Here is a 12,548-nt window from a genome sequence, read left to right as displayed (position 1 = left end):
CTTATATTTTCGCGTTTAATCAGCGCCAACGAATAAACAAAGAATTAAAATACTTGAGGAATTAACCATGTTGAAAATCGTTAAAACTTCTCTTGTTATCGCAGCGACACTTGGTGTATCGGGCGTGGCACAGGCTGATGTGAGCGAGGCGCTTGCAAACATTTGTACTATTGTACAAGCGGACGATAAAGGCGAACTACGTAAGAAAATGCGTTCTGTAGAGTCAGATTACCGCATGAAGCTAAAAGACTATTATTCAGGCATTAGTTGCAGTGGTAATAGCCTTATCCGCACGGCTCTTCTGAATAATGCTGTAGAGGCTGGTGAATTGTTGGTAAAGAAAATGCCAAAGAGCGATTTACAGGCACCTGAAGCTGACGGTAAAACGTTACAGGCTTGGGTTGCCGAAAACGGCTTACAAGATAACCCAATTGCAGCGGTGCTCAACGACCGACTGTAAAACAGTTTCACGCCATGTGAACCAGTTCAACATGGTTGCAGAGAAATCTGCACTTTAAGAAGCGACCTTCGGGTCGCTTTTTTCTTTGTAGCAGACACAAAAAAAGAGGGTAGCGCACTACCCTCTTTTCATTTCTAACTAGCTTTTGCCATAGCAAGCTTGGATTTAGCAAGTTCTTCACTTAACAAAAGCACAGGCTCGTTTTGATATATGCGCTCTAAATGAGAGTGGTAGCAACCCGCAAACACTTCATTTTTAGCTAATTCACCAAACACCTCATCTAGCTTAAGAAAGCTAAGCGCATCAACTTCATTTTCTTTTGCTGCTTTATGTAGCTTGTCAGCTAGAACGTCATTGATTTCCAGAGGCTTCCCATCTTGCGACGCGTGCTTATCAGAGTAATATGCCCAGCAAGCTACCACTAGCGCACTAATGCTTACGTCACGCCCCGCAGCCAGGTTATCTCTTACTGTTGGCAGTAGAAATACCGGTAATTTGGCAGAGCTTTCAAGGCAAATACGTGCTAGCGTATCCTTTATGAAAGGGTTTGAAAATCGCGAAAGTAACGTATCGCGATAATCAAATACATCAATCCCTTCAACCTTATCCAACGTCGGCATGACTTCCTTTTCCATGAAAACAGACAGTAGTTGCTTAAGCTGCACCGCTTCTACGCTTTCATGGATAGTACTAAGGCCAGCAACCGAACCAACTAGTCCCAACACAGAATGCCCCGCATTGAGCATGCGAAGCTTAAGCTTTTCGTAAGGCGCCACATCGTTTACAAATTGTGCGCCAACAACGTCGAAAGAAGGCTTGGTGTTACAGAAGTCATCTTCAATAACCCATTGGTCGAAAGGTTCACATACCACTGGCCAACTGTCTTTTACGCCATGAGCTTCTAACGTAACGATATCTTCGCTGGTTGTTGCAGGCGTTATTCTATCTACCATCGAGTTAGGAAAACTTACGTTTTCATTTACCCAGGTCGCAAAAGATTGATCGAACAACTCAATGTACGCAAGCAACATCTTCTTAAGCACATGACCATTATGTTGGATATTGTCACACGACATAACAGTAAACGGCTTGATATTGCTTTCCTTACGCTTTTTAAGCGCAGCAACTAAATAACCAAAAACCAACTTAGGTTGTTTAGGGTTTTCAATATCGTGAATTACATCGGGGTTCGTAGTAATGAACTCTCCTGTAGACGCATCAAAGTTGTATCCACCTTCTGTAATGGTCAAAGATACGATGCGTACTTCGGGCTCAGCCATTTTTTCAATGACTGCTTGCGGATCGTCCGGTGCCATTAGAAAACCTGTCATTGCGCCAATCACTGATGCACTGCGAGCGCCGTCATTGTGCTTTTCAACCAAGGTATAAAGGTTATCTTGCTCGTCGAACACTTTTTTCATGGCACGGTCATTTTCGCGAAGGCCGACACCGCAAATACCCCACGACAAATCGCCGGTTTTTGCCATTAATCTGTCTACGTACATGGCTTCATGCGCACGATGAAAACCACCCACACCAATGTGAACAATACCTGTTTGAACATTCTCCACATCATAAGCTGGACGCATAACGTCACTGGGTAACGACGATAAGTTCGCTCTGTTCAATAAAATAGACGTTTGAGATTGCATAAGAACCTTATTAGCTTTGTAGCGCTTTTTGGCGACGCATCGCCCAATACGCAGTAACGAAATAGATAACCGTGCACGCGAAACCAACGTTGAAGAATAAATCTCGGTTCGACTCATACACAGTGAGCGTGTCACTAAAAGAAAATGTTTTAAATGCCAGTGCTATAGAAACAACCAAGCTAGCCACTGAAGTTAAGCGTAATAGTTTAGAAACGGCGCTGATATCTTCAACGTGATCGCTTGCTAAATCTGCTTCTTGCTGCTGATGCGCTTCAACACGGGCATCAAAAGCATTTAACTGTGCTTCTTGCTCGGGATATGTTTTCTTTGCGCCATATTTCGCGGCCAGAGCTGTATACACTGCAATGGTGAAGAACCACGTAGGGATAAATAAATAATAGAAAGACATAACATCTAAGGCATTCAAACCAAAACCGAACACGAGTCCCAGTCCCCAGCTAGCTACCGCTGGTGTACTGTGAGTAAGGCTTTGGTAATGCGCCCAATAACGAGTAAATCCTATACGAGGGAAAATCATGTGTTCAGCAAACACAATTGCGCCTACGGGAACAACTAGTAACCCTGCATATGTCAACAGCGGCAATAATTTAGTGAATACGAATGGGAAGCACGCAATGGCAACTGTAACCATACCAACAATCGCAGTGGTTTTAGTGCGTGATTTATCTTTAAAAATAGCTTGTGCCGCAAGCCCTGCACGGTAAAGGTTTGCATTTGCAGTGGTCCAGCCGGCTACGATTACGATGACAAGCCCAGACAAACCTAATGCATGGAAAGCCACGTCACCTGGGTCTAACTCAACGATAGATTTTTGTACAATAACCGCTGTTCCTGCGCCCATAATACCCGCTGAAATCCAAGCAACGTAGTGACCGAATAACATGCCCGCAGATGTGCAAAGACCGTAGCGTTTGCGCTTAGCAAAACGCAGCAGCGCCATATCAATAAGGCCAAAATGCGTTATGGTGTTTGCTGCCCACGAGAAGCCAATAACTTCTAATAAACCAATACCTGGTTCACCGCTTTGAGTTAGCCCCGTCCATACCGATGTACTACCGATATGCATAAAGTCATCCCAAGATGTTAGAAACGTTTGCCCTATTACAGACTCAGCAAGCGCGGGCATAAGAATAAGCGGGCCGCAAATGAACATGGTGAACAACCACGGTGCGCAAATACGTGAGAAATCTGATACGGCGTTAAACCCATACATAGCAACAAAAACAACAATGACGCCCACAGCAAGTACCACGGCAACAAAGGCTAGATTTGTCGGATACCAATTTAACTGTGCAGGTATATTTAACGCAAAACGCACGGCCGTTGCCGATACAGTGATCATAGCGGCCGATATCACTGTAAATATAACCACATTTGCCCAGTTATAGAGCTTGGTCATCGAATCGCCGGCTATTTTCTGAAGATAAGAATACAGGCTTAAACGAGTTTCTACAGCGATAGGCGTAGTAATTAGCGTCCAGCTTAGAACGGCGAGTAAGTTACCGATGAGTAAGCCCAACAAAATGTCGGTCATGGATGCGCCAAGTGCAACAAAGGTTGCACCGAATACAAATTCAGTGGCGGCAACATGTTCACCGGCGTATAAGCCCATGAAATGTTTCCAGCCTTTTAACTTATGTTTAGCGACGGGCAGTTGTTCATCGCTTACTTGTGAAATATCAATATCGCTCGACGTTGACTTCATCTTCAAATCTCGTGTTGTAGGTGTTAGCCCCTTAGTCAAATTACGCATTTGAGCATTCGCTCATAACTTGGGACATATCTCATTTGCGTGAATATTTGCATAAGGAAATGGAATTGTAAACACCTATTAACAAAACAATGTGACGTTTAGGCATACTTTTAACACTTATACATTTGCTATTTTTTCGCCAACGTTGCGCGCTAAAACGTCTATATTGTTGAACTTACGGGAATTTGGCACTGCCATAATTGTTAATAAATTGAACACTGGGCCGACTTCTTTTAATCTCCTTAACGAATCTTTTTTAAAAGGTAGAAAGCAGAGCATCAATTACTTTACACTTAGGCAAATGTTCACGTTACTTCACTGTATACGTCTAAACCTAACATAAAGAGGTGTATTCGGTTTTGTCACGGATATCCCCAGCTTAGTAGCAGTTATTAAAAGGAAAAATACTTTTTGCAACCAAATACCGTGGAACTCGTAATCTTTGATTGTGATGGCGTGCTTATTGATAGCGAAGTGCTATCCATGGAATCTTGGCAGGAAGTGCTAACAAACTACGGCGTTTCATTAACTAAGCCATATTTTATTGAACATTTCCTTGGCAAGAGTATGGAACACGTAGAATGGGTAGTGAATAAGGATTTTTCTCTTGAGTTGACTACAGCAATAAAAGCGGATTTTCAGGCACTGCTCTTCAGAAAGTTTGAGAACTCGTTACGACGAACACCCGGTATCAATGATGTACTATCAAACCTTCAAGCACTAAACGTTCTATATTGTGTCGCGACCAGCAGCTCACTTGAAAGAACAATGAAAGCACTTAACGGTACAGAACTCCTCTCTTACTTTGAGAAGCGTATTTTTACGCGCTCTATGGTAGAAAAAGGCAAACCAGCCCCAGACTTGTTTTTGTACGCTGCTAAAAAGATGAATGTCAAACCCGAGAACTGCTTAGTTATTGAAGATTCAAAACCAGGTTTAGCCGCCGCAGTAGCAGCCAAGATGCCATACTTTCATTATAAAGGCGGCTCACATTTACTTGACTGTAGCGAAACTAATTTTTCATCCAAGGCTAACACGCTAAATTCATGGGACGAATTCAATGCTTACATCCCTGACCTTTTTAACGCGAGAAAAATAAATGAGTAAAAAAGCACAAAACGAACTCAACAAACTAGATGAAGCCGCACGAGCAGGTTGGATGTATTATGTCGGTGGGAAGACCCAAGATGAAATTGCAAAAACACTGAAAACATCACGTCAAAGTGCGCAACGGCTTGTTGCGTTATCGGTGTCAGAGGGGTTGGTTAAGGTGCGTTTAGAGCACCCTATCGCCCGATGCATGGAATTAGCGCAAGGTATTAAAGAAAAGTTTGGACTCACATTCTGCGACGTGGTGCCCAACGTAGACGACGATCCTAATTCTACTCAAGGGCTCGGGCAAGCGGGTGCCGCTGCAATAGAGCGGGCGCTGAAGTTTGATGCTCCGCAGACCATTGCCTTTGGCACAGGACGAGTGCTTCGTGCATGTGCAGATGAATTGTCTATTCTTCACTGTCCTCAGCATAAAATCGTGTCTTTAGTAGGCAACATCGCTGATAACGGAGAAGCGACTCGCTATGATGTTGCCGTGCGAGTTGCCGATCGTGTCAAGGCACAGCATTATCCTATGCCAACCCCTGTTATTGCGTCTTGTAAAGCCGAGCGAGAGGTTTGGCAGCAACAACAACACATTTCTCGCATTCATTCACTTGCCGAGCAAGCAGACATTAGTTTCGTTGGTATTGGTAATCTAGGTAGCGTATCGCCACTTTACAAAGACGGATTTATTGATGACAACGAGTTAGCCATACTCGGCGACTCTGGCGCGAGTGGCGAAATAATAAGTTGGATTTTCAATGAAGAAGGCGCACTTATTAAATGCGATATTAATGAAAGAGTGACCAGCTTTAAGCTTAAAGCAACGCCAGAAAAACCAGTTATTGGTGTAGCCGCAGGCGATAATAAGTTTAAAGCGATAAGAGGCGCGCTCCGCTCTAAGTTTTTAAACGGCCTCATTACAACAGAGCGCACAGCAACAGCCTTACTTGGGTTGTAAACAAGGTAACCGATGGGCATCACATAGAGACAGATTTGCTTGGTAAATACAAACAATAGCTCGCTCTTGCTTGTCATAAAATAAAAAAAACAGCTTCAATGCTGTTTTTTTGACGCTTTTTCAATCACCCACTTTGCCGGGTGTGCTTCCCTCTCAGCCCTTTAATACTAAAGGCTATAGCAAACTCTAGTCTATTTACATCTTTAGTATAAGGTATTACCCCATATACGTGGTTATTTTAGAGAATGTTTTTTAATCACTTTGATTGTTTTTTAATTAATCCCGAACAAACAAACCGATTAATAAAACGTAAGAAACGAAGGAAATTTAACCATGTTGAAAATTGTTAAAACTTCTCTGGTCATTGCTGCATCTACACTAGCCTTTTCAAATACCGCACAAGCTGATGATGTAAATGAAGCACTAGCGAACATTTGCACCATTGTTCAAGCTGATGATAAAGGCGAATTACGTAAAAAAATGCGTCGCGTACAGTCTGACTTTAAATTGAAGCTACGTGATTATTACTCTGGTGTGTCATGCGGCGGACAGAGTCTAATTAGAACTGCGCTAACTAACAATGCGGTAGAAGTAGGTACACTGCTTGTAAAGAAAATGCCAAGTAAAGATTTATCTGAGCCTGAGTCTGACGGTAAAACACTACAAGCATGGATTGCAGAACAAGGGTTACAAAGCTCTCCAATTTCAGCTGAGCTTAACGAACGAATTTAATTACTCATTCACATTACCATGTGAACCGATTCAACATGGTGGCAGCGAATGCTGCACTGGAAGGCCCCTCTGCTACGGGGCCTTTTTCTTTGTATTTCAAAAAAATATCAACCTTAACTCAGGCTTTCTTCAGAAAAAAGAAAGGTTTTGTTAGTGCTATACGTCCATGATTTTGTTGCCATTAAGGCAAATACTATTCATGGAGATAAAAATGAAAACTTCACTCAACAAAAAGCTTATAGCTCTATTCACTTGCACAGCCCTCTCTTCTTTTAATGCACTAGCAAATATAGAGGTAGGACTTAGTTTAGGCACAAGTAAACCTAAAAATTATGATCAGTGTGCGTGTACACCGGATGGTTCAATAGTAGACATAGAAGCAGAGGTAGATATCGATTTGGCTTTCGCTCAAATGCGTTATGTTTTCGACAATGGAGTTTTTGTCGAATTACGTCATGGAAAGGGCTTTTCAAAATCAGAAAGTCGAGTTACCCCACGAGGTGGAGAAACAGTAAGAGGTCTAGACATAGAACTCGATGGTTTAACTAACGCATCTATTGGTTATAGATTTTTGGCAGATCAAACACTTTCCCCCTATGTAATGGTGGGCACAACGACAAACATTGTTTTAACGGCATTTTTACCCGATGGGCCTAAGTTTGATAGAGAAAATTACAGTAATGAGTTCTCTTATGGCGCTGGAGTAAACTGGAATTTATCTGAAAACATTTTAGTTGGGCTTGAGTACTTTCAATACTCAAATGGCGACTTAGGTGGTACTGGGGAAGTTGACTTATCAACATGGTCAGCATCAATAGCATACCGCTTCTAAAATACTTTGGAGGCGATTAATTTAGTCGCCTCGGCGTTTATTTGCATAATTTTTTCAATAGAACTTCTAATTGGATAAAAGCTTATGGCTATCCCAAACACAATGTTCACGACTGCCCTCATATTCACCTTTTTCTCTTTATCGGCTTATTCTGCGTCAAAGTATATGGGTCCTATCATTGATGTACATGTTCACGCTTATGAAGACGATAGTCCATTGTTTGGTCTGGAACATCCACCAACGCTTCGAGGCAAAACCTACCGTTCGGCGAAAAACGCAGCGCATCTCAAACAAGAAGTACTGCAACGATTTCATAAATACAATGTTGTGAAAGCAGTAGTAACTACTGGTGAATTATGGCTGGAAGATGCGCCAAGTACGATTTTAGTAGCCAATGCGGCGAAACCGCCATCAATACTAAAAAAGCAACATGAGCTTGGTTATTTAGATGTTATCGCTGAACTCGCGCCGTTTTATGAGGGTAAGAGATTAGACCACCCTTCAATTGAACGTTATTTCAAACTTGCAGAAGAGCTCGGTGTGCCAATTGGAGTACATATTTTTCCTGGGGGCCCTAATTTTGGCTTGCACTATTTGCCAGAGATGTTGGGCGGAATGCGTGCATATAATGCATCGCCGGGTCAAATAGAAAACCTGTTAGTGAAATACCCGAAATTAAAACTATATATAATGCATGGTGGCTGGCCCTTTATCGAAGACTTAAAATCACTTTTATACATGCACCCCAATGTCTATGTTGATATTGCGGTTGTAAATTGGATCCTGCCAGAAAAAGAAGTCATAAATTATATATTAGCACTGACTGACTCGGGTTTTGGGGACCGTATTTTGTATGGGAGCGACCAGATGGTATGGCCCGATATTATTGACGATGCAATAGCGACGATCAATGACAGTGATGCACTAACCCTTACGCAGAAAGCTGATATCTTCTACAATAACGCTGCCAAGTTTTTGGGGCTAACGAATAAACAAATGAGCCAACATAGAACGAAAAAAAATACGCGTTAAAGTGCCATAGCCTTTTCAATAACGTTGGCCGTTTTATTGTTCTCTGAAATGGCCATCTTTAATACCAGTTTATTTTCTTCATGTTTTTCTAGAAGCATCTTAAACCTTGGTATGTCCCTCATATTATGGAAGAAGGGATCACTTTCAATTCCATAAAATCGCTCGAAGCTCACCGGAACAGATCTGTCATTAATCAAAGTAGCTAATATATCGAGTGCATCACTATATTGACCCATTTGCGTATAAAGCTGCGCTAGATAATAGTCGTAGTAACGACTTCTATTATTATTCTCCAACGCTCGCGTAATCTCTTCGACAATCGGGAGTTCATTGCTTACATCGTTTGGATAAAGCAGTTTTTTGAATAAGATAGCTTGACCGTTAGATACTTTCGACAAAGCAAGATCAACATAGCGTTCTTGCTGTCCATTGGGCACTTGAGATACCGCATACAAATAAACTTGAGGAAAGAAGCCAACGTTGAAATCATATTCTTTAACGCTACTTAAATATGCTTCAATGCGTTCGATTCTATTTTCAGACTCACTGTGATTTAGCTCATGCAAAGTTAATGTTTTTGTAACTGGTGGTGCAAGTTTCTTCATTACCTCGTGGATTTGACTGAGAACTTTCTTTTCACCGGTATACTCATGAACTTCAGCTTTATGAACCCAACAGTTCATGAATCGAATACTGCGCGCAAGGCACTCCTGCGCTTGTGCATCTGTTTCAACAATTTCATTTTTCACTACATGGATGTAAGCTAATCGAGCTGGCCCCTCTGGTCCTATTTGATCAACGGCGCTTAAACGCAACGCATACTTTCTAGATAACTCATACTGCCCATGGGTGTAGTGATACATAGCCAACCCATTTAGCAATGTGCCATTATATGGGTCGCTCTCTAATTTCATCTCAGCAAGTTGTTTAGCGTAATCCGCTTTTCCCGCCACCTGCAATATTGCCAAGTACCACTCTAAAATAAGCGTATTGTGTGGCTCTAGGCTAAATGCTTTTTCGAAATACTCGAGTGCTAGTGATGCATCTCCACTTCTTGGTGTTGTAGCCCTGGGGCTAATCATCATTGCTTTTGCGAACCAGAATAATGCATTTAGTTTATTTGCTTCTTCTTTGCCTTTTAAAATTGCCGATGACATCTCCAGTGCGACTGCCTCTTCAATCTGTACCCAGTTCGCGCGTATACTGAAAATGCTAGAAAGCAGGAATTGTGCATCTTGGAAATCTGGATTTCTTTTCACCAATTGTTGGACATCTTCTTGTAACGCTTCGAGATTTTCGGGCGCTAAATTTAAAAGGCTGGCTTTCAATGATAAAAATTGTAATTGGTCATTATAATTAATACTGCTATCAGAATCATTCTGTTGAACGGCTATCGACAGTGATGATGTCGTCAACGCTATACTCCGTGCTACATCACGCTGTATGTTGAAGATATCACTGCCATCAAATGAAAAACTCCCATTTGATATTAGTTTTCCATTTTTGCCATCAATGATTCTTGTTGATATTTTTACACGGCTGTCGTGGTACTGAATGGTCCCTTCCACTAAAAAGCGTACACCCAACTCTCTGGCAACCTCTGTGATAGGTAATGTTTGTTCTGAAAAGTAGTGCGATGATTTGCGAGAAATGACTCGCATATCAGTTTCACTCGCAAGTATTTGAAGAATTTCTTCTGTAATACCAACAGGTAAGCTCTTTAAATTAGATTCATTAGAAAGGTCGTCAAACGTAAGCACTGCAACGCCATCGAGCGCTAGATCAAGTTTTTGGGTATTGCGAGAAAAATAGCCACCTAGCACCGTCACGATAACAAGCGTAGCTGTAACAAAACCTATATAGCGAAGCCGATTTGAAGGAGTAGGCTTTTTCACACTAACAGTTTCGTTCGGGTCTGTTTTTATTACTGATGTATTGAATTTGTAGCCACGTTTAGGAATAGTTTCAATCGCTGAGCTCAGACCTGGCTCCAGTAACTCTAGCTTTTTTCTCAGATCCGAAATAACTCTCGAGAGCGATTCATCGGCTCCAAATCTATTGGGCCAAACTTCCTGTAGCAATATATCTCGTGTTACCACTTCGTCATTCGCATTCAATAACAATGCTAATACTTCAGAAACTTTATTAGTGAGTTTTACGACAACGCCACTTTTTTCAACCGTATTTTCTGTGCGATTAAATTTGAACCCATTTAATTTAAAGCAAGCAGAAGCATCCATGACGTTTTCTCCATTTACTTAACGGCAAACCCGAAACATTAGGATAACATAATACAACTGAACAAGATGACAAATAGCACGTTATTATGATGCATTTTCGTATAGTCTATCTTTCATTGTCCCTCTCCCCCTACACGTATAGGAAACTATACCCCGTTATTTCAGTATATGTTTTTCAACAACTTAGATTAGGGTTTAATGCATTCCAACGAACAAACATAATCTTAAAAACAACAAACGAAGGAATTTAACCATGTTGAAAATCGTTAAAACTTCTCTAGTAATTGCGGCATCTACTTTAGCTTTCTCTAACGCAGCTCAGGCTAATGACATCAACGAAGCACTGGCAAACATTTGCACTATTGTTCAGGCAGATGACAAAGGTGAACTTCGCAAGAAAATGCGTAGCGTGCAGTCGGACTACAAACTAAAACTTCGCGACTACTACTCTGGTATTTCATGCAATGGCCAAAGCCTTATTCGCACGGCAATTACAAACAATGCAGTCGAAGTAGGTACTTTGCTTGTAAAGAAAATGCCTAGTAAAGACTTGGCTCAGCCAGAGTCTGACGGCAAAACACTACAAGCTTGGATTGCTGAGCAAGGTTTACAAAGCTCACCTATTTCAGCTGAACTTAACGGCAGAATTTAATACAAAAAATTAGTCACACCATGTGATACATCAGTTCAACATGGTAGCGGCAGGACGCCGCACTGGAGGCCCCCTTTTAGGGGCCTCACCCCTTTCTAGGTCTCTATAAAATCTATCATTTCTTTTTGCACCCACTCAGGCTTTTCCCTGTGTAACCAATGCGAGGCACTCGAATTGAACCGCTTTGTAATCTGCGGAACATAGTGTTCAATTTTATCTATTACACTTAAATCAAATGCATCATCCTGCTCTCCCCATAATAGTAGCGTTGGGCGGTGAATAAATATCTCGGGTATACGAATGTCATCTAACACTTTTTTAGATACACTCATTTGAGGCACTTGTTGTGGCATTTGCCTATAGTAGCTGAGCATCGCGCTAAGGATTTCAGGCTCACGCCAATCGTTGAGTAACTTTCTTGAGTAGCTAGATTCTTGCTCAAAAAGGCGGTTTCCGATCATATTTTTCAATAGCTGAAAGTCTGTATCTGAAAGAATGCGTTCTGCGTTCCTATCTATAAGCGTAGCGATATACTGGCTTTTTTCTCTTTGCAAAGGAGAGGTTTTAATTGCGCGTGTAAAACAAGACGGATGCGCAGCATTTACAATGATGAGTTTGCTAATCAATGTTTGGTGAAAAGCGGCTAATGGCCACGCTATTGCCCCACCCCAATCGTGCCCCAACAAAATGACCTGTCGACCTTTTTTAACTTTCTTGATAAACGCGGCCATTCGGCTGATAAGCGATGGAACCTGATAGTCTTTTTCATTGAGTAGTGGGCTCGATAAATGATAACCGGGCAAGTCTGGAGCAATGATGTCTAGTGATGTCGGAAGCAACGCCATTAACGCTTCCCACGTGTGTGCGTTCTCCGGGAAGCCATGAAGCATTATAATTAAAGGGTTCTTTGCGCCTTCTTCTTCTCGGGATAAATAATGAATGGAGGCCCCGTCAACCATTGCGTATTTGGAATCAATCAATGTGCTCACTTCCTCTATGTTATTTCAACAAACAAAAAAGCCGAGCAAAATAAGGTATCCAATGATTACTGATTAAATCATTTTCCCGGCTACATTATTTTCTCGGCTTTTCGTACGTATTTTAATAGCGCACGTGGT

11 protein-coding genes are annotated in these 12,548 nt (G+C 41.7%); 7 read left to right on the top strand and 4 right to left on the bottom strand.

Features of this window, described 5'->3' with window-relative positions:
• Positions 1–67: 67 nt before the first annotated feature.
• A complete protein-coding gene (locus E5672_RS05620; protein ID WP_136781299.1) occupies positions 68–460 on the top strand; it encodes a DUF3718 domain-containing protein in 393 nt (130 codons plus the stop codon).
• A gap of 134 nt (positions 461–594) precedes the next feature.
• Here E5672_RS05620 and E5672_RS05615 read toward each other — a convergent pair whose 3' ends face one another.
• Together E5672_RS05615 and E5672_RS05610 are read right to left on the bottom strand one after the other, a co-directional pair.
• On the bottom strand, positions 595–2,112 hold the full coding sequence (locus tag E5672_RS05615; RefSeq protein ID WP_136781298.1) for a mannitol dehydrogenase family protein: 1,518 nt from the start codon (positions 2,110–2,112) through the stop codon (positions 595–597).
• Between the two features lie 10 nt (positions 2,113–2,122).
• Positions 2,123–3,838 (bottom strand): purine-cytosine permease family protein, encoded by a 1,716-nt coding sequence (locus E5672_RS05610; protein WP_136781443.1) that lies wholly within the window; start codon positions 3,836–3,838, stop codon positions 2,123–2,125.
• A gap of 459 nt (positions 3,839–4,297) precedes the next feature.
• Between E5672_RS05610 and E5672_RS05605 the strand changes: the two genes are divergently transcribed.
• The 5 genes from E5672_RS05605 to E5672_RS05585 all read left to right on the top strand — a co-directional run bounded on the left by E5672_RS05605 (position 4,298) and on the right by E5672_RS05585 (position 8,538).
• Positions 4,298–4,993: an HAD family hydrolase gene (locus tag E5672_RS05605; protein WP_136781297.1), complete on the top strand. Its 696-nt coding sequence runs from the start codon at positions 4,298–4,300 to the stop codon at positions 4,991–4,993.
• On the top strand, positions 4,986–5,942 hold the full coding sequence (locus tag E5672_RS05600; protein ID WP_136781296.1) for a sugar-binding transcriptional regulator: 957 nt from the start codon (positions 4,986–4,988) through the stop codon (positions 5,940–5,942). Before E5672_RS05605 ends, E5672_RS05600 begins: the two co-directional genes overlap by 8 nt.
• 333 nt (positions 5,943–6,275) lie before the next feature.
• Positions 6,276–6,674 carry a DUF3718 domain-containing protein gene (locus E5672_RS05595; RefSeq protein ID WP_136781295.1) on the top strand — a complete coding sequence of 133 codons (399 nt, stop codon included), beginning with the start codon at positions 6,276–6,278 and terminating at the stop codon, positions 6,672–6,674.
• A 211-nt stretch (positions 6,675–6,885) separates the two neighbouring features.
• The gene (locus E5672_RS05590) at positions 6,886–7,506 is read left to right on the top strand and encodes an outer membrane beta-barrel protein (RefSeq protein ID WP_161569374.1); all 621 of its coding nucleotides are present in this window, start codon (positions 6,886–6,888) and stop codon (positions 7,504–7,506) included.
• A gap of 84 nt (positions 7,507–7,590) precedes the next feature.
• The gene (locus tag E5672_RS05585) at positions 7,591–8,538 is read left to right on the top strand and encodes an amidohydrolase family protein (RefSeq protein ID WP_136781293.1); all 948 of its coding nucleotides are present in this window, start codon (positions 7,591–7,593) and stop codon (positions 8,536–8,538) included.
• On the opposite strand, the gene E5672_RS05580 is transcribed toward E5672_RS05585, so the two are convergent.
• The gene (locus E5672_RS05580; RefSeq protein ID WP_136781292.1) at positions 8,535–10,778 is read right to left on the bottom strand and encodes a winged helix-turn-helix domain-containing protein; all 2,244 of its coding nucleotides are present in this window, start codon (positions 10,776–10,778) and stop codon (positions 8,535–8,537) included. The two genes, E5672_RS05585 and E5672_RS05580, sit on opposite strands and share 4 nt — an antisense overlap.
• Positions 10,779–11,031: 253 nt before the next feature.
• Here E5672_RS05580 and E5672_RS05575 point away from each other — a divergent pair, with 253 nt between their 5' ends.
• Complete coding sequence (locus E5672_RS05575; protein WP_136781291.1) at positions 11,032–11,430, top strand: DUF3718 domain-containing protein; 399 nt, start codon at positions 11,032–11,034, stop codon at positions 11,428–11,430.
• 95 nt (positions 11,431–11,525) lie between these two features.
• Here the strand turns inward: E5672_RS05575 and E5672_RS05570 are convergent, their stop codons facing one another.
• Positions 11,526–12,410, bottom strand: a complete 885-nt coding sequence (locus E5672_RS05570; RefSeq protein ID WP_136781290.1) for an alpha/beta fold hydrolase — start codon at positions 12,408–12,410, stop codon at positions 11,526–11,528.
• Between the last annotated feature and the right edge of the window lie 138 nt (positions 12,411–12,548).

The sequence above is a fragment of the Alteromonas portus genome, assembly GCF_005117025.1.
GTDB lineage: Bacteria > Pseudomonadota > Gammaproteobacteria > Enterobacterales > Alteromonadaceae > Alteromonas > Alteromonas portus.
The sequence above is the reverse complement of the archived record's forward strand: the minus strand, read 5'-3'. Positions and strand labels throughout refer to the sequence as shown.